The following is a 24,198-nucleotide window of genomic DNA, read 5'->3' on the forward strand; positions in this document are numbered from 1 at the left end:
CCATGGTATATCTGATCGGAGCGGGCCCGGGTGATCCGGGGCTTTTGACTCTCAAGGCGCTGGAGTGCCTTCTCGAGGCGGACGTCGTCGTCTATGATTATCTCGCGGACAGCCGCATTCTCGACCTTGTGCCGGAGGAGACGGAACGAATCTACGTCGGCAAGAGCGCGGGCAACCACGCGATGCGGCAGGAGGATATCAGCAAGCTGCTCGTGAAGTTGGCTCTTGAGGGCAAGTGCGTCGCGCGTCTCAAGGGCGGCGATCCCTTTGTTTTCGGCCGCGGCGGAGAGGAGGCTCTCCTGCTTGAGGAAAACGGCCTCGCTTTTTCGATTGTGCCGGGCGTGACTTCGGCTATTGCCGTGCCCGCCTATGCGGGCATCCCCGTCACGCATCGGGGCGTCGCCGTGTCTTTTGCCGTCATCACGGGGCATGAGGATCCGACGAAGGAAAGCTCCGGCCTCGATTGGGAAAAGCTTGCGACGGGCGTCGATACGCTCATCTTCCTCATGGGGGTGGGCAATCTTCCGGAGATCACGAAGCAGCTCATCCGGCATGGCCGTCCGGCCGATACGCCGGCCGCCGTCATCCGCTGGGGTACGCGGCCTGAGCAGGAAACGCTCGTGACGACGGTCGGCGCGGCGGCGAAGGAGGCGGCGGAGGCAGGGCTCAAGCCGCCGGCCATCTTCATCGTTGGCGATGTCGTGCGCTTCCGGGAAAAGCTGCGCTGGTTCGACGACAAGTCGCTGCGCCCGCTCTTCGGGATGCGCGTGCTCGTGACGCGCGCGCGCGCCCAGGCTTCGAGGCTCACGGAAGGGCTGGAGGCGCTTGGCGCGGCTTGCGTCGAAGCGCCGGCCATCCGCTTTGAGGAGCCGAGCGACGGAGGAAAAGCGCTTTCGGCGGCCATCGCGCATCTTTCCGATTACGCTTGGATCATCTTCACGAGTGCGAATGGCGTCGAAAACTTCTTCGCCGCACTCCAGGCGGCGAACCTCGATGCACGGGCTCTCGGGGGCGTCAAGGCTGCGGCGATCGGTCCGGCGACGGCGGAAATCCTGCGGCTCCACGGCGTGACGGCCGACTGCATTCCGGAAGAGTACAGGGCCGAGGGCGTTATCGAGGCGCTGCGGGATGAGATGAAGCAGGGGACGCGCGTCCTCCTGGCACGCGCCGAAGAAGCGCGGGAGGTGCTGCCCGACAGCCTGCGCGCGCTCGGCGCACTCGTCGATGTCGTGCCCGTCTACCGCACGGTGACGGCAGAGACAGACGGTGCGGAACTGGCGGCGGAACTTCGGGCCGGAAATATCGATGTCGTGACCTTCACGAGCTCCTCGACAGCGCGGAATCTCGTGCAGCTCCTCGGCAGCGCGGAGCCGCTTGCAGATGTCAAGGCTGCCTGCATCGGCCCCGTCACGGCGAAAACCTGCGAGGAGCTCGGCATAAAGCCCGCCGTCGTCGCAAAGGAGTACACGATCGAAGGATTGATCGAAGCAATCAAGGAGATGGCATAAATGCTGAACCAGAAACTGCGTCCGCGCCGCCTGCGCCGGAGCGAGAATATCCGTGCCATGGTGCGAGAGACGACGCTTTCCGTCAAGGATTTCGTCTATCCGATTTTCGTCGTGCCGGGTGAGAACGTACGGGAGGAGATCCCCAGCATGCCGGGCTGCTTCCACCTCTCGGTTGACCGTGCCGTGGAGCTTGCCAAAGAGCTCGCTGCTCTCGGCATTCCTGCCGTCGAAGTGTTCGGATTGCCCGAGTACAAGGATGAGATCGGCTCTGCCGCATGGGATGCCAAGAGCCCCGTGCAGCGAGCCATTGCCGCCGTCAAGGAGGCCGTGCCTGAGCTTGTCGTCGTCGGCGACGTCTGCCTCTGCCAGTACACCTCGCATGGTCACTGCGGCAAGCTTTCGGGGCACTCGGTTGATAACGATGCGACGCTGCCCCTTCTCGCGAAGGTCGCCGTCAGCCAGGCAGAGGCGGGCGCCGATGTCGTGGCGCCGTCCGACATGATGGACGGGCGCATCGCAGCGATTCGCGAAGCGCTGGACGGGGAAGGCTTCTCCGATGTTTCTGTCATGAGCTACGCTGTCAAATACGCTTCGGGCTACTACGGCCCCTTCCGCGATGCGGCGGATTCCGCGCCGTCCTTCGGCGACCGCCGCGCCTACCAGATGGATCCGGCGAACGCGCGTGAGGCGATGAAGGAAGTAGGGCTCGATCTCGCGGAAGGGGCGGATATCATCATGGTGAAGCCCGCCCTGGCCTATCTCGACATCGTGCGCATGGTGCGCGACCGCATCGACCGTCCCGTCGCGGTCTACAACGTGAGCGGCGAGTATGCGATGGTTAAGGCGGCTGCCGCAAACGGCTGGATTGACGAAAAGCGCATTGTCCTGGAAACGCTGACGAGTATGAAGCGCGCCGGCGCCGACATCATCATCACCTACCACGCAATGGACGCCGCGAAATGGCTGGCCGGAGCTTGACGGAAAAGGAGCGGAAGTATGCTGAATCTGGAAAAATCCCTCGAAGCCTTCAAAGACGCGAAAACCCTGATGCCGGGAGGCGTCAACAGCCCCGTGCGCTCGTTTCGGGGCGTCGACGGCAATCCGCCCTTCATCGCACGCGGTGCGGGCGATCGGATCTTTGATATCGACGGCAACGAGTACATCGACTATGTGCTGTCCTGGGGGCCCCTCGTTGCGGGTCATGCGCATCCCGCCGTTGTGAAGGCGCTGGCAGAAGCCGCAGCCCGGGGCACGAGCTACGGTGCGCCGACGCTTCTGGAATCGGAGCTCGTGCGCCTCGTTCAGAAGGCGTATCCCTCGATGGAACTTGTGCGCATGGTCAACTCCGGCACAGAGGCGACGATGAGTGCGCTTCGTCTTGCACGCGGCTTTACGGGGCGCGAGAAGATCGTCAAGTTCATCGGCTGCTACCATGGTCACAGCGACAGCCTGCTCGTTGAGGCCGGCTCGGGGCTGGCTACCTTCGGCGTACCGTCAAGCCCCGGTGTGACGAAGGGCGTCGCGGCGGATACGATCGCGGTTCCGTTCAACGATGCCGAGGCCATCACGCGCGTCATGGAAGAGCATGGCGAGGAAATCGCCTGCATCATCGTCGAGCCCGTGGCGGGCAATATGGGCTGCATCCAGCCGGCGAACGGCTACCTCGATACGCTGCGCACGCTGACGGAACGGTACGGCGCGCTCCTCATCTTTGACGAGGTCATGTGCGGCTTCCGCGCCTCCCAGGGCGGTGCGCAGGCCGCTTACGGCATCCGTCCCGACATCACCTGCCTCGGCAAGATCATCGGCGGCGGCCTGCCCTGCGCGGCTTACGGCGGCAGGCGCGACATCATGGAGCGGGTTTCGCCCGCAGGGCCGGTCTATCAGGCGGGAACGCTCTCGGGCAATCCGCTCGCGATGACGGCGGGCATCGAGACGCTGAAGATCTTTTTGCAGGAGCCGGAGCCGGGCGAGGCGGATGCGAGCCGCGCTCTGACGCTCAAGACGAAGAAACTCGTGCTGGGCCTTGAAGCCGCAGCGCGCGAGTCCGGCGTCAAGATTCAGGCGCATCAGGCAGGCTCTATGTTCAGCATCTTCTTCAATGAGAATGCGGTTCGGGACTACAAGACATCTGCCGCCTCCGACCAGGAAGCCTTCAAGGTCTGGTTCCGCACCATGCTCGAGGCGGGAATCTACCTTGCGCCCTCGCAGTTTGAAACGCTCTTCCTCTCGCTCGCCCATACGGATGAGGATATCGAGCGTACGATCGCGGCTGCGGAAAAGGGCTTTGCGGCGGTAAGAAAATTCCGGCAGAGCTGAGGAACGGCTATGCCGCTGCGGCCGCTCGGAGTGCGTTCCGCCTAAGGGGAAGCAGCGAGCCTGCGCTCCCTTAGCTGAAAAATTTTGGACAGGCGTCAAGAAGCCCGCCCTTTCCCCGGAGCAGCCAAAAGCGAGGAACTGCATCGCTTGGGCAGCATTTGGGGAAGGGCGGGCTTTGATTTATAAAGTCCGGATCGGCATGGGAGCCGGCGACAGGGGGAGCGCGCTTCGTGCAGCGCTTCCTTTTTTTGTGCAGGCGTTACATATATTCCCACATATGGAGAAGCGGTCCCGGCCCTTTGCCGAGATTGAGGCCGGAGCGTATGGCGCCCGTGACATAGGCCTTGGCGTCCTCGACGGCGATCGTCAAAGGATGCCCGGCGGCCAGCCCGCAGGCAATCGCCGTGGACAGGGAGCAGCCGGTGCCGTGGGTATTGGGGTTGTCGATGCGCGATTGTTTGTACCAGCGGGCCTGTCCTTCCACATAGAGCAGGTCGTTGGCGCTTTCCTCGAGATGTCCGCCCTTGATCAGGACGGCCGTGGAGGGGAAGCGGCGGGCAATTTCCTCGGCTGCCTTGAGCATCGAGGGTTCATCTGTGATGGAAAAGCCTGTGACGGCTGAGGCCTCGTCGAGGTTCGGCGTCACGATATCGGCAAGCGGCAGCAAATGTTCCGTGACGGCGGCCAGGGTGTCCTTCTTCATCAGATCATAGCCGCTGGTCGATGCCATGACGGGATCGAGCACGATGTTTTTGGCCTTATGGTTCCGCAGGACCGAGGCAATGGCCGCGACGACAGGTGCGGTGCAGAGCAGGCCGATCTTTACGGCATCGGGCTGGATGTCCTCGAAAATCGCTTCCAGCTGGGAAGCGACAAATGGGGCAGGCAGCTCCATGAGCTCCCGGATGCCTGTCGTATTCTGCACCGTAAGCGCCGTAACTGCGCCCATGGCATACATCTTATGCGCCGTGATGACCTTGATGTCTGCCTGGAGTCCGGCGCCGCCGCTTGGGTCGAAACCGGCAATGGCGAGGATTTTTCGGATATCTTTCATCTGGAGTTCCCCCTTGCTGCTTTCGCTCATGTTCCTTGCTACTATTATAGCATACGCCCTAGGCCGTGAAAAATTTTTTCTGTGCCCGTTCCCTACTCTTCGCGCCAGATGTCGTAGAGCGCAATCATGTTGGCGATGCGCTGCTTTTCCGTCGCCGACAGGGTATGGCTCACGGACTTTCCTTCCTTTTCCGACCAATAGGTGAAGGTGGCGGAGCGGGAGGTGGCGGCTTTGCGAAAGGCTTCCACGCCGTCCGCATCGAGGGCGAGCTGATAGCGTTCCCTGAGGGATTCGGCGTCTTTGGCGAGGCGGTCGTGGCGTCTCTTCTCCTCAAGCTCCCAGGTGTAGCGGTAGCCGTCGGCCGCGATGGTGAGGTGATCGCCAAAAATCCAGCCGCGGCTGTGGTTTTCGTGGATGGAATAGCGATAGAGGATGTTGCAGCGAAGGGCGGCGCTTGCGCCGTGACCGAGAAGCGGCTCCAGGTGCAGGCCGGGAGAGGGTTCTTTCTCGCTCGGGTAGCTGTACCAGGTATAGCCGCCGACATCGTCCCTATCCATGCCTTCCTTGAGCTTTTCTATGTGTGCCGCACGTTCCTGACGCGCTTTTTCTTCGGCGAGGTATTTTTGTTCGCGCGCCGCTCGTTCCGCTTCGCGCGCAGCCTCTTCCTCGGGCGAGGGGATCTCCTTTCCCTGCAGGAGGGCGGCGGCGTGCTCCGTTTCCTTCGGATGGGTGTACTCGTAATAGACGAGGCCGCCTGTCATAAGGGCGACGAGCAGGAAAAAGAGCGCAATATAGCGGAAGATTTTCAAGAAAAGCGCCCCTTTCATGCGGCAAATAAGGTTTCCTGAGCTTTAAGGAAGCATGCCTTTCGGGTTGTCGATGAAATAGTGTTCGGAGAGGTCGATGAGGTAGACGGTGATAAGACGCTCGAAGGCGAGGGGTTCGAGGCCCTCCGCCTGGGCGGAGAAGACATAGTCGCCGACATGCCAGCGTGCAGCCTGGCCGCTGACGAGGCGAGTGAACTCGACCTGCGTGTGGCGAATGAGCTTCTTTTTCCACTTCGCACCGTAGATGCCGCTGATATCCGTGCCCTGCATTTTTTCGGCACGCGCCGAGCGCAGGCGGACCATGACGTCGAATTCTTTGGTGTCGCCGTTGTAATGCTCGTAGATCAGATCGGCGAGGTCGCCCGAGATGACGTTGACCTCCTTGAGCTGGTAGCCGGCAGCGCCGGGCAGGCAGAGAGGGCCGAAGCCAAGGGCGGAAGCCGCGTCCCAGTAATCGTCATAGGAAATGATGGGGTTCGGCAGATTCGTTTTCGGCTCTGCCACGCGTATGGTGATCGTGCCCTCCGCAGGCTTGTCTGCAGCCGTTTTTTCGGCGGCCGCTCCGCCGGCTGTTCCCTTGCCTGCCTGGGCTGTCTTGGCCTTGTTTGCGCCGTTGGCAGAGGCCGTGGCTGCGCCGAGCGGTACGGCTGTCAGAAAAAGTGCGGCGAGTGCGGCGCCTGCCGCACGGGAAATCCTTTTGTCCATGCTTGTTACCTCCTTGTGCATCCATTCCATTATACACTGCTCTTGTCTTTTTGTCCCCTTTTTCTGTTGAACCCTTGACACCATACCTATGCTGGAATATGATACTAAAGTAGGAAGGAATCTTGTGAAGGCCTGTAAATAAAAGGAAAGCTTTTGCAGGAAATGTGTCGGGCATACGTCTGCCCGCTTTATATGAAGAAAGACAGCCAAGCATTCTGCGCCAGGGGAGGCCGGTTTCTTGGTTTTTGCGGCAGGATTTCAAAGGGGGTGCAGTGTCGTGAAGCAGTTCTCGTCGCTGCTCTACAAAGAGGAAGATCTCATGCTTTGCCTGAAGAAGGCGGAGGGTCTTGCTTCTTCCATGGGGCAGCTGTCGGATATTCTGGTGTTTCTTTTTGCCTCGGAGCTTGCCCAAGAAACCATGACGAGCTTTGAAAGCGAGACGAGGCGCATCTTCCCGCAGGCGAAGGTCGTGGGGATTGCCGCCGAATGCGGTTTTGCCAATGGCCGCATATGGAGCATGGATATCAGCGCCGTCGGAGTTGCAAGCGCCGCCGTCACCTTCGTGTTTCTGGAATCGTCGCAGGTCGTGCCGTTGGCCTTTGATTGTCAGGAGGATGTCTTGGCGGATGGCCGTGCGTTGGTCGAAACCATTTCCCGCACGCCGGATATGAAGCTCGTGGGGCTGCTGTTTGCGCATCAGCTGTCGGAGCCGAACGAATTCCTGCGGCTCTTCTCGGAAGCGCCGAACGATGTCGTCTTTTTTGGCGGCCTTCTTTCCGAGTACAACGAGGAAGGGCGCGTGATGATCGATCTGGCGGGACGGCGCATGAAGGACGGCTTGCTCGCTTTGCTGTTCACGGGGAAAGAGCTTCATGCCAAGGTGCTGCCGTCTTTGGGCTGGAGGGCGTTCGGCCCCACCGTGACGGTGACGCGCATGGCGGATCCGCGCCGTCTCGTCGAGCTTGACGGGAAACCGGCAGGGGAGTTTTTTTCGCATTATCTCGGCATATGCCAAGATTTGGAATTATCCAAGGGCATCGAGAATTTTCCCATATATATCAAGCGCAACGACGTGCAGCTTGCCCGGCGACTGATTCATATCCATGATGACGGAAGCGTGGATGTCAGCGCCGATCTGAGTGAGGGGGAGCGCCTGCGCATAGCCAGCGGAGATCCCGTCGCCATCATTCGCGAGGCGCACAGGATTCACGAGGAGGTCTGTGCGTTTTCGCCCGAGGGCGTATTCATCGTGAACTGTCTGGGGCACCATCTCATCCTGCAGGAGAATGCGGAGCAGGAATATGCAGCGATTTCGAAGGCTGTGCCGACGTGCGGCTTCTATTCCTTTGCGGAGTTTCTGCGCAAGGACGGGGCAGTCATGAAGACCAACCTGACGATGCTGACGGTCGCACTGCGGGAAGGCCCGCTGAAAGAACCGCCGATCCTGGGCCCCGTCCTGCCGAAATTTGTCGACCAGACCTCGATCATTGCCCACTTGATGCATTTCGTCGATGCCGTGACGCAGGAATGGGAAGAGGCGCGCAGCAAGCTCCTCGTTCTCGCCGAGCGCGATTCGCTGACCGGCCTGTTGAACCGCCGTGCCATGGAGCAGTCGATGCGGGATATCCTAGAGAACACGCTGACGTGCGGAACCTCCTTGGCCGTTCTGATGCTCGATATGGACAATTTCAAGGGAATCAACGATACCTTCGGCCATGCGATGGGCGACCGGGCGCTCGTTGCGCTCGCCGATGTCCTGCGCGCCTCAACCAGAAGCGCAGACATCACGAGCCGCTGGGGAGGCGATGAGTTCTTCGTCATTCTGGTGCGCGCCGACCGTGATGTGGTGGAGCGCGTGGCAGAACGCATACGCGCGGGTGCGGCTGCGCTCAAGATCCTGCCCGACGGCAGGCGCATCAACCTCAGCATCGGCGCGACGCTCTCGCGCCCGGATGATACGCTGGACCTCATCTTCAAGCGTGCAGACGAGGCGCTCTATGCCTCGAAGAGCGTCCCGGGCAAGAACAGCGTGACGTACCGCTAGGGCGGCGGAAAAGAGGCGGTCAGGAACCGCGGAGATGCTGTATTTGCGTGCCGTTGGGGGGCTTTCGGAAACAAGCGATAAAATTCTGAAAAACGTCGTCAAAAAAGGAAAAATATGATAGAATAGGATGGAATGGAAGAAGCCGTCAATATCTTGAGAGGAAGAGGGAGGAATCGTTCATGACAGTTCGTGAAGGTGACGCCGCCATTGTTGAGGAGTATGTCGGTCTCTACATCAAGACCTTGAATGATGCGAACATCGCGCTTGCGGAAAGCATCTGGCAGCCGGGGCCGAAGACCTCGATGGTGCATCCGCGCGGTGAGGATGTCGGCTGGGAGAACATCCGGCAGCATTTCTACATCGATCGGCTCCAGAAGCTCTATACGGAGCGTCATTTTGAGATTCGTGATCTTGAGATCGAGGTCTACCGCGATACGGCGATCGCTATGTACACCTGGGATTTCCACGGCAAGCTGCGTTCGGACGGCATGGAAATCGAGCACAAGGGGCGCACGAGCCAGGCGTATCGGCGCATGTCGCAGGAGGGATGGAAGATTCTTCATGCGCATGTTTCGGGAATGCCGATCAAGAGCGAGCGTGAGCCCATCTGAGACAATGACCGCAGGAATGGAATAATGCTGTGTTTGCCCCCGGCGCTTTTGCCGGGGGCTTTTTCTGTACTGCTGCCGGAAGGCGCGCCTTTTTGGGCGCACAAAAAAAGAGGCTGCCCCAAGGCGGCCCCCTTTTGTTTCATGCTATGGTTTTCCGATTCCACCCTGGAAAACAAGCCCGTCACGCGCATCGCCTGACCGACGCTTTGTCTAAGGAACACAGGGAAAGAATCAGTGGCTGGCCTACTTCCCCTGTGTTTGGTGAAACACGGCAGAATAGGCGTGTAGATCTTGATTGTCTACTTGCCGCAAAGCCATTATAGCACAGAATTCCCTGTATTGCACGAAAAATTTCAAATTGCGCGAGAAAAATCTGCTGCGACCTCAGGACTCCTGCTTTTCTGCATTCATCCCCTGAATCTCGTACCGATAAAGCAGGCCGAGAAGCAGGACGATGCCAAAGGTCGTGACTGCGGAGAGGATTACGGATTCGGTAAGCTGATACGTCACGCCCAGAGGGATGGCAATGATCAGCGATACAGCCGTAAGCTCCATGTCATCGAGAAAAAGCATTGCGAGCAGGACAACGATGGCGCCCACCAAAATCCCCATAGTTCATCACCCCTTTTTGTGTTGTAGGAATTTCGTTTTGGCGATGTAATTCCTTCTTGCCCTTTTATCGAAAAAATGGTGAGAAAAGTTAAGTCTTTTCGCCTATTAAGTTGAAGTTCTTAAACTTTTGTCCGTTTTACTCATAATGGGCAGGGTGTTAGTCCTAGGCTTTCGTGAAATTTCCTGTGTTTGCCGTCGCGACGCATCGTTTCCGTTCCCTATATTACCCAAAAGCAAGTTTCAAGGGGATCGGTCGGAATGGAATCGATGCGGTTGGTTCAAGAGGTTTTTTTCTCTGTTTCTTCGGCCGCTTTGTCTTTGGCAGCCTTTTCGGCCTTTTTCTTCTCGGCTTCTTCGCGTTCCTTTTTCATTTTTTCGTAGGCTGCGGCATCGACGTCCTTCATGTACTCGTCGGGGATATCGCGCGCCTTGGGAGCCTTGGCCCAGTAATCCCTGTAGGCGGCAAGCGCCTTGTCCTTTTCGCCCATTTCGTTGAAGATTTCAGCGCGTATCTTGTAGGTGAAGGGATTGTCGGCGGCGATTTCCTGCGCTCGATCCAGGTCGGCGAGGGCTGCTTCGCGTTCGCCCCGCATGCGCCGCACATCGGCGTGGTTCAGGAAGTTGTAGACATTCGCGCTGTCGAGTTCGACGGCATGGTCGGCGTCGGCGAGCGCGGCTTCGTAGTCGCCGGCAACGGCGCGCGCACGGCCGCGTATCGCGTAGTTTTCCGCGACGTTGTCCGGATTCTTTGCGGCGAAGGCGCGCTCCATGAGGAAGAGCGCCTCCTTCGCCATGCCGTTGTCGCTGTAGCGGTCGGCATTGTAGCGGAGCTGCTTCACATAGTCGGATTTTGCATCGAGCGCTTTGCTGCGGATGCTCTGCCAGGCATCGGAGCGTTTCTTTTCCGCTGCGGCGACTTTTTCGCGCGCGGCCTTGTCCTTCGGATTCGCGTAGGCGGCGCGCACGAGCTCTTCCAGCTTTGTTTCGGCATGGCTGCGGGAGACGAACTTCTTGAGTTTTTCATAGACGCGGCTGTCGTCAAGGTAGAACCGGCGTCCATGCTTGTCGGCACGGAAATTCCAGTCGGCGAAGCTTGCCTTGTCATGCAGGGCTTTGGCTATGCCTCCTGCGATCAGATAGGCGTTTTCCGTCGTATTGTTGTATTCCGCATCCCAGTCGGCGGTGAGCAGGAGCTGCCCGTCGATGAGCACATCCTTGCCGTTTTCGACAGTCACATGGTTCATGCTGTACGTCGTCATATAGCCCGCGAGACGTTTGATGCGGTCCGCCATGGCGGGGTGGTCGTTGTAGTTCGGTGCGTCGGGATCCTCGAAGGGATCTTGGTATTCCGAGATGTCCTGTGTCTCATAGGTCAGATAGTAGGCCATGCGTGCCATGGCGGCCGCGCCGCCGCCGGGGTTGAAACCGGCCGTCGTCATCAGGTAGAAGCCGCCTTCATCGGCTTCGAGCTCGCTCGGCAGCGTCACGTCCTTGGCGATGGCATAGGCGACGACGGCGTTGAGTTTTTGCCAGTCGAGGTTGTCGGCCGCCGAGCCGATGGCCATGCCCGCGTAGGATTCGGCCACGGCCTTTGCATAGTTTTTCGCGCTGTGCTGGCGCAGGCCGTGCGTCATCTCGTGCCCGAGCACGGCAGCGAGCTCGTCCTCGTCGTGGTGCAGCGCACGCACGAGCCCGCGGTTCACGCTGATGTAGTCCGTCGGATAGCAGGAGGCGTTGAAGGTGTCGTTGGCATTGACGCGCCAGAGGAAGGGGAGGGAATTGACATGCAGGGCGTATTCACCGTGTTGGGTGAGACGTGTGAGCACGGCGTCGACGACGGCACGGTTTTTTTCATCCTTTTCCTCGCCGTTCGTCTCCATATCCTGCTTGAGCCCGCTGATCTGGTAGTCGACATTGTTGCCGATGGCCAGCATTTCCTTGAGCGTGCCGTGATAGGACAGGAAGCCTCCGATGACCGACATGCCGATCATCATGGGGTCGAGCGAGGCGGCCTGAGCAGGCGCAGCACCCAGCGGCATTGTTGCCAAAAGGGCGGCAGCTATGGTCAGGCGGATTTTTTTCGGGGCTTTCATAGTGTGTCCCTCCTCTTTGTAGCTTCAGTGCTTCCTTAACATGAAAGGGGCAAATTTTAATTTTCCTATATAACAAAGGAGCAGCCATCCGAAGATGACTGCTTTATAGGCAATGGTGCTCGGTACTGGATTCGAACCAGTGACCCCCACAATGTCAATGTGATACTCTAACCAACTGAGCTAACCGAGCGGCATATGAAATGCAGGCCGTCCGCCTGCGAACAAGATGTATTATACCGAAAGGCGAAAAGAAATGCAAGGCTTTTTTGAAAAAGTTTTGTCCGGGGGAAGATTGCAAGTTTAATTGTCGCATCGTTCTGCCAAAGGGGAGTTGTAAAATAAAGGTAGATTTCCAAAGGAACTTCCACATACCGAGTCCCTAGTGGGATTTACCCTAAGAAGAATTTGTGGCTGCATTTAGTGTAGGAAGTATTTCATCTGCACGAAGGAGGCTGCCATCATGAAGCAAGAAGACAACAACAAGACTTGTCTATATCCATAGCAAAGTCAAGACGCGCTTACAAGTTTTGAGTTTGTCTGTCGGTATTTTCCGTTATGGCAAAACTGAAATATTTTGCAAGGCTTTCAAGGAGCTTCTTTGACGGTCATGTAAAGTGCTGTGTCTTTCTCTTATGTACAACATAAAAAGGCTGTATAATACCGAAAGAGAACCACCCAAGGCTAAGCGGCTGCTTCTTCCACTCCCATTCCGAAAAGAAAGGGGGTGGCGCGTATGACTTCTTTCGAGTTGATCGTGATTTTGATCTTCGCGACAGGGTACATCATCGTGTTAAAAAAGAAATAACCGCCCCCTCGCCAAAGGATAGCGGTTAGTTCTTAACCCATTTCTTTCGGAAGAGGTAGCCGTTTACGGTGGTTCTCTTCTTGTCTATATCATAGCAAATTGGCGAAGCGCTTGCAAGTCTTTTGAGTTTGTCTGTCGTTGTTTTCTGTTACGGCAAAACTGAAATTTGTGGAATATTTTCGCGTCTGTAATAATATATTATTACGCGAAACCGGCGTGAGCATAGCCCTGCTGCGGCAGATACTGGGACACGCCGACGGTTCAACCACAATGGACATTTACTGCCACGATAGCAACGAATTCAACGCGAAAGACCGCCGGAAAATAGAGGAAGGGTTACGGGGCTTAGGTCTTAGAAACAGCTAAGCGGGTATTTTAGGCATAAAAAAATGGAGCCGTCCAAGTAGCAGTTGGACAGCCCCTGAAGCCTTGAAAATACTAAGCTGGTCGGAGCGACGGGATTTGAACCCACGACCTCTTCCACCCCAAGGAAGCGCTCTACCAAGCTGAGCCACGCCCCGACTGCTCTAGTATAGCAGACTTCTATACAAAAAGCCAGAAAAAATTTCACCGACTTGAAATTTAGGAAGTTGGTTAATTGTAAAATGAAATCGGACACATAAAAAGGACGAGCAGACGCACCTGGGGTAGAATCTTTTCTGTGCAACCGTCCGGTGCGCTGAGGCTGCATTCCAAGCCGCCGGTCTGCTTGACGAACGGACGCTGTCTCGCATATAATGAAGAAAGCTGTTTTCTATGGATTGTGGAGGGGGATTTTGATGATTTTTAGCAAGAAGGGACTGCGGCTTGCCGGTCTTGTGCTTGGCACGGCGCTCTTGAGCGGCGTCTTTGCAGGCTGCGGTGCGAAGTCGGACAGCGATGCCATCAAGGTGGGCGCGAATTTCGAGCTTACGGGCAATGTCGCGAACTACGGCAACGCAACGCTGGAGGGGCTTCAGCTCGCCATTGATGAGGCGAATGAGGCCGGCGGCGTGAACGGCAAGAAGATCGAGCTCGTTTCTGTCGACGACAAGTCCGAGGCGGCGGAGTCGGTCAACGCTGCGACGAAACTCATTTCCGATGATGATGTGAAGATCATCGTCGGTCCCGCGACGACCGGACTTGTGCTCGCCGAGACGCAGACGGCGACGGATGCGAAGGTGCCGATCATCGCCCCTTGCGCGACGAGCCCGGAAGCGACGGTGGAAAACGGCAAGGTCAAGCCGTTTGTTTTCCGCAGCTGCTTCATCGACCCGCAGCAGGGCGCGGTGATGGCGACGTTTGCCGCGCAGGAGCTCAAGGCAAAGACGGCGGTCATCTATGTTGACAATAGCTCCGACTACTCGAAGAACCTCGGCAAGGTGTTCAAGGAGAAGTTCGAGGCTGCGGGCGGCAAGGTCGTCATGGAGGAAGCTTTCCTGCAGAAGGACCAGGATTTCAAGGCGACGCTGACGAAGCTCAAGACGGCGAATGCCGATGTCATGTTTGTTCCGGCTTACTATGAAGAGGTCGGCAAGATTGTCAAGCAGGCGCGTGAGATGGGCATTTCTTCCGCGATTCTCGGCACGGACGGCTGGGATGATACGAAGGTCGTCGATATCGCTGGTGCGGATGCCTTGAACAACACGTACTTCAGCACGCATTACTCGGAGAAGGATCAGGAAGTGCAGGGCTTCATCGAGGCTTACAAGAAGAAGTTCAACCGTGCGCCGAATGTCTTTGCGGCGCTTGGCTACGATGCGGGCAAGATGCTCGTCGATGCGCTGAAGCGCGCGGGCAGCGAAGATACAGAGAAGATCCGGCAGGCGCTTGAGGAGACGAAGAATCTCAAGGTCGGCACGGGAACCATCTCCATGGATAAGAACCACAACCCGATCAAGACGGCGGTCATCCTCGAGATGAAGAATGGCGAAAAGGAACTCAAGGCGAAGATTACGCCGGAGGGCAACTGAGCATCCGGGCAGCAGCCGGATCGGCAGTTTTCCGGATGAAGCAAAAAGGCCGCAGCGATGCGGCCTTTTCTTCGCAAAGGAAATGAAGCGACAGCTGAACTCATGTCCAGCGAGTCGCTCAAAGAAAGGAGAATTCCATGGAGCTTTCGGAGCAGATTGCCCAGCAGCTCATCAACGGCGTTTCGCTCGGCAGCATTTACGCCCTGATCGCGCTTGGCTATACCATGGTCTATGGCATCATCAAGCTCATCAATTTCGCGCACGGCGATATCTATATGGTCGGCGCGTATCTCGGTTTTTTTGCGGTGACAAATCTCGGGCTGTCCATTGTGCCCGCCCTTGTGCTTTCAATGGTCGTCACGGCAATCCTCGGCATGGCCATCGAAAAGCTCGCCTATAAGCCGCTGCGCCATGCGCCGCGCATATCGGCACTGATTTCGGCCATCGGCGTCTCGCTCTTTTTGGAGTATGCGATGATGTATTTCGTCTCGCCGACGCCGCGCACGTTTCCGCCGCTGTTCCAGGATGTGGCGTTCAGTGTCGGCTCGCTTGTCATCAACGGCCAGCAAATGCTCATCCTGGGCATCACATTCTTCCTCATGGCCGTGCTGACCTATATCGTGCAGCGCACGAAGATCGGCAAGGCCATGCGCGCCGCTTCCTACGATACCGAGACGGCGCAGCTCATGGGCATCAATGCCGACCGCGTGATTTCTTTTACGTTCTGCATCGGTTCGGCTCTTGCAGCCGTCGCGGGCGTACTCGTCGGCGTCTATTACAATTCCATCGACCCGCTGATGGGCATCATGCCCGGCGTCAAGGCCTTTGTTGCGGCGGTTCTCGGCGGCATCGGGATCCTGCCCGGTGCTGTTGCCGGCGGACTGATCCTCGGCATCGTCGAGGCTTTTGTTTCCGGCTTCGTTTCTTCGACGTTTCGTGATGCGGCGGCCTTTGCCATCCTGATCCTCGTGCTCCTCTTCAAGCCTGCGGGACTTTTCGGCAAGAATACCCGCGAGAAAGTGTAGGTGATGATATGAGCCTGAGAAAGCAGGATTTGATTTTCTTCCTCTTCGGCCTCATCCTTTTCGGTATTTTGCAGGCCTTGATTGCAGAACGCTTCATCAACGTGTTTTGGCAGCTGAACCTCTTGTTCTTCGGCATCAACGTCATCATGACGGCGAGCCTGAACCTCATCAACGGCTACACCGGCCAGTTTTCGCTCGGACATGCGGGCTTCATGGCGGTCGGCGCCTATGTCGCCGCCATCCTCACGGTGAACTTCCAGGTGCCGTTTCCGCTGGCGCTTCTTGCAGGTGCTTTGGCGGCGGCGTTTCTCGGCGTCCTCATCGGCCTGCCGACGCTGCGCCTGCGCGGCGACTACCTCGCGATTGCGACGCTCGGTCTCGGCGAAATCATCCGCGTCGTTCTCATCAATATCGACTATGTTGGCGGGGCGGCAGGATTCAAGGGCATCCCGCGCGATACGAATTTTGCCTGGGTGTTTTTCGCCGTGCTTCTGACACTGTTCTTCATTAAGAATTTCGTAAATTCGACGCATGGCCGTGCCTGCATCGCCATTCGTGAGGACGAGATTGCGGCGGAGGCCATGGGCATTCCGACGACGCGCTACAAGGTCATGGCCTTTGCCATCGGCGCGGGTTTTGCGGGACTGGGCGGCGGCCTTTTCGGCCATACGTTGACGTATCTGAGCCCGACATCCTTCACCTTCATGCAGTCGTTTTTCTTCCTGATCATGGTCGTCCTCGGCGGCATGGGATCTCTTACCGGCTCCATCGTCGGCGCCTTTTTCGTCACCATCCTGCAGGCGGCGCTCGCGGACTGGCCGGAGTTCCGCATGATCATCTTCGCAATCGCCTTGATCCTCTTCATGTTCTATCGCCCCAAGGGCATCTTCGGCTACATGGAGCTTACGGACATCGGTCCGCTGCGGCGCATCTTCCGCAAAGGGGGGCAGACGAATGGCTGAACTTTTGAAAGCGGAAGGCCTCACACAGGTTTTTGGCGGCCTGCGGGCGGTCTCGAACTTCAACATGGTGATTGAAAAGGGCGAGCTCATCGGCCTCATCGGCCCGAACGGCGCGGGAAAGACGACGGCCTTCAACATGATCACAGGCGTCTACCGTCCGACGGAAGGCGAGCTCTTCTTCGACGGCAAGAGCATCGTCGGAAAGAAGCCCTACGAAATCACGCGGCGCGGCATCGCGCGTACATTCCAGAACATCCGCCTTTTTTCTGAACGGAGCGTTCTGGAAAACGTCAAGATCGCCTATCATGGGCGCACGAAGTATACGGTGGCGGAAGCCGTCCTGCGCCTTGGCCGCTATGCTAAGGAGGAGCGGGAGATCGAAGAGCGGGCGAAAAAGCTCCTGAAGATTTTCCGCTTGGAGAGCCAGGCAGCGGAGCTCGCGAAAAATCTTCCCTACGGTGCGCAGCGGCGTCTTGAAATCGCACGCGCTCTGGCCGCGAAGCCGAAGCTCCTGCTGCTCGACGAGCCGGCGGCGGGCATGAATCCGCAGGAAACGCAGGAGCTCATGGAGATGATCCGCTGGATCAAGAAGGAATTCGGCCTGACGATCCTTCTGATCGAGCACGATATGAGCCTCGTCATGGGCATCTGCGAGCGCATCTATGTGCTTGAGTACGGCGAGGTCATCGCAGACGGCACGCCGGCACAAATCAGGGAAAATCCCGAGGTCATAAGGGCCTATCTCGGCGGGGAGGCGTGAAGATGGCAGAGACAATGCTGAAAATCGACAATATCCACGTCTATTACGGCGCGATTCATGCCCTGAAGGGCGTGAGCCTCGAGGTCGAAAAAGGGGAGATCGTCACGCTCATCGGGGCAAACGGCGCGGGAAAGTCCACGACGCTTCGGACGATTTCCGGCCTGCTTGCACCCAAGGGCGGCATGATCTCCTTCCTCGGCGGCGATATCGGCGGGATTCCCGCGCATGAGATCGTCAAGCGGGGAATCTCGCAAGTCCCAGAGGGCAGGCGCATCTTTGCCGAGATGAGCGTGCAGGAAAATCTCGAGATGGGCGCCTTTATCCGCAAGGACAAAGACGGCGTGGAAAAAGACTTCGATCTTGTCTACGAACGCTTCCCGCGCCTCAAGGAGCGACGCAGGCAGCAGGCGGGAACGCTCTCCGGCGGCGAGCAGCAGATGCTTGCGATGGGGCGCGCTCTGATGAGCCGGCCGAAGCTCCTCCTGCTCGATGAACCGTCCATGGGATTGGCGCCGCTCCTCATCAAAGAGATCTTCTCCATCATCGAGGACATCAACCGCGAGGGAACGACCGTCCTGCTCGTCGAGCAGAACGCGAACATGGCGCTTTCCATCGCGCACAGAGCATACGTCCTCGAGACGGGGCGCATCACTCTCTCGGGCGCCGCGAAGGAGCTGGCGGCCAGCGAGGACGTGAGGAAGGCCTATCTGGGCGGGTAAGGCGCCCGTCTCGGCATACAAGATTTTTCCGCTGATCTGCGTGCACAAACGTCCGCTTTTGGGCGATGTGCGCTGCCCTGCATGAAACAGAAAGGATACTGATTATGTTCGTAGCAAATCGCATGGCAAAGAATCCGATTACCGTCACGCCGGAAACGAAAGTGGACGCGGCGCGGGAACTCATGAAAAAGCATCACTTCCGCCGTTTGCCCGTCGTCGACGAGGACGGCAGGCTCGTGGGCTTTTTAAGTGACCGGGACATCATGCGCGTCTCACCGTCGCCCGCGACGACGCTCTCGCGCTATGAAATCACCTCGCTTTTGGCGAAGATGCGCATCGAGGACATCATGCAGAAGAATGTCGTCTCCGTCAACGAGGATGCGACGATCGAGGAAGCCGCGCTCATCATGTACAACCACAAGATCGGCGGCCTGCCCGTCATCTCGAGCGTCGGCGTCGTCGTCGGCGTCATCACTGAGACCGACATTTTCAAGACCTTTGTCGATGTCATGGGTCTGACCCACGGCAAGACGCGCTTCACCATCGCCGATGTCGGCGACAAGGTTGGCGTCGTGCGCGACCTCGCAGGAGCGATTTCCGACTGCGGCTGCAATATCGACAGCCTCGTCACCTGCCAGCAGGAGGACGGCAACTACGAGATCGTCGTGCGCTTCGACACCGCGGACAGCGACGCCGTGCGCAGAAAACTTGAGGAAAAAGGCTTCCATGTCGCCCATGTCGTAAAAATCGGCTGAGGGCGGGGATGAATTTATCCGTGATTCCTTTACAAGCATTCAAAGATGTGGTAAACTAGGCAAGTGACTCAAGGAGAGGTGTCCGAGTGGTCGAAGGTGCTTGACTCGAAATCAAGTGTGCAGCAATGTACCGTGGGTTCGAATCCCACCCTCTCCGCCAGTAAATTCAAGGCTTCCGAGCATTTTGCCCGGAAGCCTTTTTCTTTTGCTTTTTATTTTTGGCAGCCTGCGGCCTGCATGAAACGATCGGAGATGCAAACACGGGCTGCCAATGTGTTATTGTGCAAAAAGCCGCGTCTTATGAGACGGGAGGGACCCGGTTGGGGGACATTCTTCCGTATTGACGGGAAAAATACTGAATGATACAATAATTATGAATAAAACGGCGCCGGACTGCTTCGGCGGTTCTGCTTTATGGGCGCTCGCCGCGATTTCCGGAGAAACAGGGCGTTATGGCTCTGTTTCCCGCATGGAAGAAAGGGAGTGTGCAATATGCGAAAGAGGGTATTTTTCCTGACTTTGTTGTGCCTGTTGGCCGTTTTCGGCTCCTGCCAGGCACGGGAACTGGTTTGGTGCTATTCGGACAATATCCGCACCGTCTACTTTGACAAGGATCAAACGTGGGTCATTGACGGCAGTCTGGTGCACACGCATTACATCATCCAGCGTGCGGACGGCTCGCGCATGGAATGCACGAGCAATTTTGACGCCTACCGCAGGGAATATGAACAGTACCAGTATGAGATGGACGCTGCGGGAAATGAGATTTATCGCGACAGGCGCGGCCATGTGTTCTATATCGAAACGGCAAATGCGCCGATTTATGTGATGTACCGCAAGCTTTTGAGTTACTATCCGATTTGAAGGAGCGGCGATGAAAAAGTTTTTTCTGGCAGGGGCGGCATTCCTGCTCTTTGCGGCAAGTCTGGGATGTCAGATGTTCTCCGGCTTCACGGATGACGAAGTTTCGGGTGCGGCAGAGGAAGCGGCAGGCTTCTTTCGGGGCGATTCCGTAAACACGGAGGCAAGAGCCTCGGCGGAGGCTTCGGGGGAACAGGCGTCTAACGATGCTCTTGCAGAGGGGATCGCCGCGATTGTGGCCGGCGATGCGACGGAATACGCCGTCTATATCGACTACCCGCAGGAAGGGAACTCGGAATATGTCTATAATTCCCATGCGATGCGTTCGGCGAGCATGATCAAGGTCTTCATCCTCGGAGCGGCCATGGAAAAAGTGCGTGCCGGAGAGCTCTCCCTGAGCCAAAGTCTCATCCTCCGCGATTGCGACAAGGTGGGTGGGGCAGGCGTCCTGGGCGGCTATGCGAGCGGGACGGAGCTGACCCTTTCCGAAGTGCTTTCCCTGATGATTACAGAAAGCGACAATACGGCGACGAACATGGTCATAGACCTCCTGGGCATGGCAGCGATCAATGCGTACATACAGCAAAATGGCTACGGCGATACATTGCTGCAGCGCAAGATGATGGATGGGGCGGCGATCGCCGAGGGGCGCGAGAATTATACTTCTGCAGCCGACCTCGGTCATTTCTTCCAGCGCGTCTATCACCATGTCTGCGTCGGTGCAGGCGAGGACGAGATCATGCTGTCGTACCTGCGCGGGCAGAAGGATACGGAGTGCTTTCCGGCGGCGCTGCCCTCTGCCGTCATCGCACATAAGACGGGCGAGCTCGTCGGGCTCTATGACGACGGCGGCATCATTTATACGGGGACGAGGGATGTCATTCTCGTCGTCATGACGGAAAATTATTCGGGCAGGGATCGGGCGATTGGAACGATCCGCGAGATTGCCCGTTATGCGGCGGCGTATTGAGCCGTTTTGCCGGGAGGATGCTTATGGCCTGCAAAATAAAGAAAATCCTGGGTGCGCTCTTTTTTGCTGCCATTTTTCTTGTCGGGAGCCGCCTGCCCGCTGCAACGGACGGGCAGGCGGCGCCGGATGCGGCAGCCCCGTGCACTCCGGCAGCCGAAGCCGCCGAAGCGCCGGTGATCGTCGACAAGCCGGTTGTGTATTCGGAGGAACGCGAGGCGCTGGCGCGCGCCTATGCGGCGCTTCACTACGGCATGGATATTGCCGAAATCACGCCGCAGGCCGTTGTTGTGCACTGGACGGCGAGCAGCACATGGGAATCGGCGTATGCTCATTTCTATGAGGCGGCGGCAAGCGACGGCACGCTCAATTATGCTTCCCAGTTCCTTGTCGACCGCGACGGCACGATCTTCCGTCTGCTGCCCGAAACGGCGATGGGACGCCATATCATCGGCTACAACTGGTGCGCTGTCGGCATTGAGAATGTCGGCGGCGTCGGCGGAGAGGAAGACTTGACGGCGGAGCAGCTTGCGGCGAATGCGGCGCTGATCCGCTATCTGCGGGAGAAGTATCCGACGATTCGCTATGTGTTCGGGCATTACCAGCAGGATGCGGCGCGGGCGAGCGGTCTTTATATCGAGCATGTCGCGGGCTACCGCTCCCTGAAGTCCGATCCGGGGCCGGCGTTTATGCGGGGGCTGCGCGAAGCGTTGGAGCCGGAGGGGCTTATCTTTTATCCCGAGTGAGGCGGCTTGGATTTGCAAGCCGGCATTTGTCCAGGAGCCGCGCACGGCGGAAAATGTCTGTCGTGCGCGGCTCCTTTTCATTCGCGCTTCCTTAATGTTTTTTCAGGAAGCCTGCAAGGCAGGCGGTTTCGCGCTTGTCGCCTTTGCGGGGCGGCGCCTTGCATTCGCCCCCTTGCCAAAGGGACAATCCGTGATATAATGGCTTTACGGCGGGGACGCCCCTGACGCATGGGTGCAGGAGGCCGTGGCCCCGCGATTGAGGAGGGATCAGCATGACAGGTTTTTGGAGCAGGAAAAAGACGATTCTTTCCGGGCTGCTGGGGGTATTTGTCGTTGGCACAGTGCTTCTGGCAGGCTGTTCGGACAGCGACGCGACAGGCAAGGAGAACTCCATTGCGGCCGACCTCGCGAAGGAGCAGGCAGCGAGCACGAAGCCCCTTTCCGAGGCGCGCAATACGCCGGCGGTTCGCGTGGCGAAGTCGGTGGGGCCGGCGGTCGTCGGCATTACGAACAAAGCCGTGGTACGCGACTGGTTCAATATGCCTGTCGAGAAGGAGGGCGTCGGCTCGGGCGTCATCTTCCGGAGCGACGGTTATGTCGTCACGAATAACCATGTGGTGCAGGGAGCGAAGGAAATCACGGTTTCTCTTGCTGACGGGCGCACCTTCAAGGGCAAGCTCATCGGTGCGGATGAACTGACGGATATCGCCGTCGTCAAGGTCGAGGCCACGGGTTTGCCGACGGCGAAGTTCGGCAACTCGGACGATCTCGTGGTCGGCGAGCCGGCAATCGCCATCGGCAATCCGCTGGGCCTCGAGTTCCAAGGCTCTGTGACGGCAGGCGTCATCAGCGCCTTGAACCGGACGCTTGACATCAGCGAGCGCCGCTTGAAGCTCATCCAGACGGATGCGGCCATCAGCCCCGGCAATTCGGGCGGTGCGCTTGTCAATGCGGACGGCGAGGTCATCGGCATCAACAGCGCGAAGATTGCGGCGAGCGGCGTGGAGGGCATCGCTTTTTCCATCCCCATCAATACGGTGCAGGAGGTCATCGACCAGCTGCTGAAGCACGGCTATGTCGTGCGTCCCTATCTCGGCGTCGGCATCTTCGACAAGCAGACGGCCGCGCGCGCCGGCTATACGCTCAATGCGGACAAGGGCGTCTATGTCGAGCATATGGAGCTGAACGGCCCGGCATATCAGGCGGGCATCGAGCGCGGCGATCTGATCCTGAAGATCGATGGCACGGAGACGAACACCGTGGCGGATCTCAGGGCGGCCGTTGCTGACCACAAGGTGGGCGACAAGGTGCAGATCGTCATCGAGCGCAACGGCAAGAAGCAAACCGTGACGGCAACGCTGCAGGAAATGCCGCAGGATAATCGATGAAGATACGCATTGCTGCCGTGGGAAAGCTCAAGGAAAAGTATCTGCGCGAAGGGGTCGCGGAGTATGAAAAACGTCTGCGTCCTTACGCTTCGCTGGAGCTTTTGGAAATCCCCGAGGCGCGCTTGGCAGAAAAGCCGTCGCAGGCGGAACAGAAGGAGGCGTTGGCGGATGAAGGCCGGCGTCTCCTTCGCCTTGTGCCGGAAAGGGGGACGCTCATCGTTCTCGATGTGGCAGGCGATCTGTTGTCCTCGGAACAGCTTGCAGAGAAAATGGCCGCGCTTGCGCTTCAGGGGCAGAGCGATCTCACGTTTTTGATCGGCGGGGCGTTCGGCCTTTCCGACGAGGTGCGAAAGCGCGCCGACATGCGCCTTTCCTTCTCGCGTCTGACGTTCACGCACCAGATGGTGCGGCTCCTGCTCTATGAGCAAATATACCGCGCTTTCAAGATCAACCGCGGGGAAAAATATCATTGGTGAAATTGCGGGTATATGTACGCTGTACGTATACCCGCACGCTTTTTATGTGACATCGCCCTGAGGATATAGTATAATCGAAGGCAAGGGAAAATTTGGGAAGGGGCTATGGCTTATGGGGCTGGAGATGCTGTTCTTCATTTGCGGCATGGGATTTTTTGCGGCGTTTATCGACGCCGTTGTCGGCGGCGGCGGGCTCATCTCCATCCCTGCGCTGATGATGACGGGGCTGCCGCTGCTCGTGGTGCTCGGCACGAATAAGGCGGCGGCCGTCATGGGCGCCTGCACGAGCTTTGTTTCTTTCGTGCGGAGCGGCAAAGTGGATCTGAAGCTGGTCCGCATCCTCTTCCCGATCACGCTTCTGGGTTCGGCGGCAGGCGTGCTCGTCGTCCGCGAGGTGCCGCCGGATTTTCTGCGGCCGCTCGTCGTCGTCATGCTCATGCTCGTCCTGCTCTACAGCATCTTCCGCCGCGACTGGGGACGCGAGAACAAGTACCATGGCATGGGACGGCGCGTGCTCCTGCTCTCCGCGCTGGTCGCCTTCTCCTTCGGCTTCTACGACGGCTTTTTCGGGCCGGGGACGGGCTCTTTCATGCTTTTCGCCTTCCTCCTCGTGGGCTTCGACTTCCTCGGCGCGGCGGCCAATGCGCGTGCGCTGAACTTCGCGAGCAATTTGGCGGCGGTTCTGCTCTTTGCGCACTTTGGCCTCGTTGACTTTGCCTATGCGCTTCCCATGGGGCTTTCGATGATCGTCGGGGCATGGTGCGGCTCGCGGCTTGCCATCCGGAAAGGCGCTTCGTATGTGCGCCCCCTCTTCATCATCGTGACGACGGTGCTCATCGGCAAGCAGCTCTTCGATCTCTTGTCATGAGAAACCGAGATTCGGAAGATCGTCTGCCCGCTGGGCGTCGGCGCGTACTTTGAGCAATGGGGCTTTGACCTGACGCATTTGCACGACGCCCGATACGCCGAGAACCAGTTTGGGCAAGCACAAAAAGTCCGCCTCTTTCCG

General features: G+C 58.1%; 23 protein-coding genes and 3 tRNA genes. 18 read left to right on the forward strand and 8 right to left on the reverse strand.

Features of this window, described 5'->3' with window-relative positions; genetic code table 11:
• Positions 1–2 precede the first annotated feature (2 nt).
• The 3 genes from cobA to hemL are packed head-to-tail and all read left to right on the forward strand — an operon-like array spanning position 3 to position 3,827.
• Positions 3–1,508 (forward strand): uroporphyrinogen-III C-methyltransferase, encoded by a 1,506-nt coding sequence (gene cobA, locus ACRTGH_RS06520; RefSeq protein WP_368846683.1) that lies wholly within the window; start codon positions 3–5, stop codon positions 1,506–1,508.
• Positions 1,509–2,486: a porphobilinogen synthase gene (gene hemB, locus ACRTGH_RS06525; RefSeq protein WP_368846682.1), complete on the forward strand. Its 978-nt coding sequence runs from the start codon at positions 1,509–1,511 to the stop codon at positions 2,484–2,486.
• An 18-nt stretch (positions 2,487–2,504) separates the two neighbouring features.
• Positions 2,505–3,827 (forward strand): glutamate-1-semialdehyde 2,1-aminomutase, encoded by a 1,323-nt coding sequence (hemL, locus tag ACRTGH_RS06530; RefSeq protein WP_368846681.1) that lies wholly within the window; start codon positions 2,505–2,507, stop codon positions 3,825–3,827.
• Positions 3,828–4,086: 259 nt separating this feature from the next.
• Here the strand turns inward: hemL and thiD are convergent, their stop codons facing one another.
• The 3 genes from thiD to ACRTGH_RS06545 all read right to left on the reverse strand — a co-directional run bounded on the left by thiD (position 4,087) and on the right by ACRTGH_RS06545 (position 6,413).
• Positions 4,087–4,881 carry a bifunctional hydroxymethylpyrimidine kinase/phosphomethylpyrimidine kinase gene (gene thiD, locus ACRTGH_RS06535; protein WP_368846680.1) on the reverse strand — a complete coding sequence of 265 codons (795 nt, stop codon included), beginning with the start codon at positions 4,879–4,881 and terminating at the stop codon, positions 4,087–4,089.
• Between the two features lie 92 nt (positions 4,882–4,973).
• A complete protein-coding gene (locus ACRTGH_RS06540; RefSeq protein ID WP_368846679.1) occupies positions 4,974–5,690 on the reverse strand; it encodes a hypothetical protein in 717 nt (238 codons plus the stop codon).
• A gap of 42 nt (positions 5,691–5,732) precedes the next feature.
• Entirely contained in the window at positions 5,733–6,413 is a 681-nt protein-coding gene (locus ACRTGH_RS06545) for a hypothetical protein (protein ID WP_368846678.1), read from the reverse strand.
• A 277-nt stretch (positions 6,414–6,690) separates the two neighbouring features.
• On the opposite strand from ACRTGH_RS06545, the gene ACRTGH_RS06550 reads away from it, so the two are divergent.
• The gene (locus ACRTGH_RS06550) at positions 6,691–8,457 is read left to right on the forward strand and encodes a sensor domain-containing diguanylate cyclase (protein WP_368846677.1); all 1,767 of its coding nucleotides are present in this window, start codon (positions 6,691–6,693) and stop codon (positions 8,455–8,457) included.
• Positions 8,458–8,636: 179 nt separating this feature from the next.
• On the forward strand, positions 8,637–9,068 hold the full coding sequence (locus ACRTGH_RS06555) for a YybH family protein (RefSeq protein ID WP_368846676.1): 432 nt from the start codon (positions 8,637–8,639) through the stop codon (positions 9,066–9,068).
• 384 nt (positions 9,069–9,452) lie between these two features.
• On the opposite strand, the gene ACRTGH_RS06560 is transcribed toward ACRTGH_RS06555, so the two are convergent.
• The 4 genes from ACRTGH_RS06560 to ACRTGH_RS06575 form a co-directional block, all read right to left on the reverse strand.
• On the reverse strand, positions 9,453–9,680 hold the full coding sequence (locus tag ACRTGH_RS06560; protein ID WP_368846675.1) for a hypothetical protein: 228 nt from the start codon (positions 9,678–9,680) through the stop codon (positions 9,453–9,455).
• Positions 9,681–9,958: 278 nt separating this feature from the next.
• Positions 9,959–11,773 (reverse strand): M48 family metalloprotease, encoded by a 1,815-nt coding sequence (locus tag ACRTGH_RS06565; protein WP_368846674.1) that lies wholly within the window; start codon positions 11,771–11,773, stop codon positions 9,959–9,961.
• A gap of 113 nt (positions 11,774–11,886) precedes the next feature.
• A tRNA-Val gene (locus ACRTGH_RS06570) sits at positions 11,887–11,963 on the reverse strand.
• A gap of 1,059 nt (positions 11,964–13,022) precedes the next feature.
• A tRNA-Pro gene (locus tag ACRTGH_RS06575) sits at positions 13,023–13,099 on the reverse strand.
• Positions 13,100–13,357: 258 nt separating this feature from the next.
• Between ACRTGH_RS06575 and ACRTGH_RS06580 the strand changes: the two genes are divergently transcribed.
• From ACRTGH_RS06580 to ACRTGH_RS06640, 13 genes are all read left to right on the forward strand, one after another.
• Complete coding sequence (locus ACRTGH_RS06580; protein WP_368846673.1) at positions 13,358–14,530, forward strand: ABC transporter substrate-binding protein; 1,173 nt, start codon at positions 13,358–13,360, stop codon at positions 14,528–14,530.
• A gap of 137 nt (positions 14,531–14,667) precedes the next feature.
• Positions 14,668–15,555, forward strand: coding sequence for a branched-chain amino acid ABC transporter permease (locus tag ACRTGH_RS06585; RefSeq protein ID WP_368846672.1), 888 nt, complete (start codon positions 14,668–14,670; stop codon positions 15,553–15,555).
• An 8-nt stretch (positions 15,556–15,563) separates the two neighbouring features.
• Positions 15,564–16,517, forward strand: a complete 954-nt coding sequence (locus tag ACRTGH_RS06590; RefSeq protein ID WP_368846671.1) for a branched-chain amino acid ABC transporter permease — start codon at positions 15,564–15,566, stop codon at positions 16,515–16,517.
• On the forward strand, positions 16,510–17,277 hold the full coding sequence (locus tag ACRTGH_RS06595) for an ABC transporter ATP-binding protein (protein ID WP_368846670.1): 768 nt from the start codon (positions 16,510–16,512) through the stop codon (positions 17,275–17,277). The genes ACRTGH_RS06590 and ACRTGH_RS06595 overlap by 8 nt, the downstream gene beginning before the upstream one ends.
• A gap of 2 nt (positions 17,278–17,279) precedes the next feature.
• A complete protein-coding gene (locus tag ACRTGH_RS06600) occupies positions 17,280–17,996 on the forward strand; it encodes an ABC transporter ATP-binding protein (protein ID WP_368846669.1) in 717 nt (238 codons plus the stop codon).
• Between the two features lie 104 nt (positions 17,997–18,100).
• Entirely contained in the window at positions 18,101–18,751 is a 651-nt protein-coding gene (locus ACRTGH_RS06605; protein WP_368846668.1) for a CBS and ACT domain-containing protein, read from the forward strand.
• A 72-nt stretch (positions 18,752–18,823) separates the two neighbouring features.
• Positions 18,824–18,911 (forward strand) — tRNA-Ser (locus ACRTGH_RS06610).
• A gap of 332 nt (positions 18,912–19,243) precedes the next feature.
• The gene (locus ACRTGH_RS06615) at positions 19,244–19,615 is read left to right on the forward strand and encodes a hypothetical protein (protein WP_368846667.1); all 372 of its coding nucleotides are present in this window, start codon (positions 19,244–19,246) and stop codon (positions 19,613–19,615) included.
• Positions 19,616–19,625: 10 nt separating this feature from the next.
• Entirely contained in the window at positions 19,626–20,582 is a 957-nt protein-coding gene (locus ACRTGH_RS06620; RefSeq protein ID WP_368846666.1) for a serine hydrolase, read from the forward strand.
• A 23-nt stretch (positions 20,583–20,605) separates the two neighbouring features.
• On the forward strand, positions 20,606–21,325 hold the full coding sequence (locus ACRTGH_RS06625; RefSeq protein WP_368846665.1) for an N-acetylmuramoyl-L-alanine amidase: 720 nt from the start codon (positions 20,606–20,608) through the stop codon (positions 21,323–21,325).
• A gap of 272 nt (positions 21,326–21,597) precedes the next feature.
• A complete protein-coding gene (locus ACRTGH_RS06630; protein ID WP_368846664.1) occupies positions 21,598–22,713 on the forward strand; it encodes a S1C family serine protease in 1,116 nt (371 codons plus the stop codon).
• On the forward strand, positions 22,710–23,189 hold the full coding sequence (gene rlmH, locus ACRTGH_RS06635; protein WP_368846663.1) for a 23S rRNA (pseudouridine(1915)-N(3))-methyltransferase RlmH: 480 nt from the start codon (positions 22,710–22,712) through the stop codon (positions 23,187–23,189). Before ACRTGH_RS06630 ends, rlmH begins: the two co-directional genes overlap by 4 nt.
• Positions 23,190–23,301: 112 nt before the next feature.
• Positions 23,302–24,057 carry a TSUP family transporter gene (locus ACRTGH_RS06640; RefSeq protein WP_368846662.1) on the forward strand — a complete coding sequence of 252 codons (756 nt, stop codon included), beginning with the start codon at positions 23,302–23,304 and terminating at the stop codon, positions 24,055–24,057.
• Here the strand turns inward: ACRTGH_RS06640 and ACRTGH_RS06645 are convergent.
• On the reverse strand, positions 24,052–24,174 hold the full coding sequence (locus ACRTGH_RS06645; protein ID WP_368846661.1) for a hypothetical protein: 123 nt from the start codon (positions 24,172–24,174) through the stop codon (positions 24,052–24,054). The genes ACRTGH_RS06640 and ACRTGH_RS06645 overlap by 6 nt on opposite strands.
• Between the last annotated feature and the right edge of the window lie 24 nt (positions 24,175–24,198).

Origin of the sequence: Selenomonas oralis, assembly GCF_051603425.1 — a bacterium.
In the GTDB taxonomy this organism is placed as follows: domain Bacteria; phylum Bacillota; class Negativicutes; order Selenomonadales; family Selenomonadaceae; genus Selenomonas; species Selenomonas sputigena_A.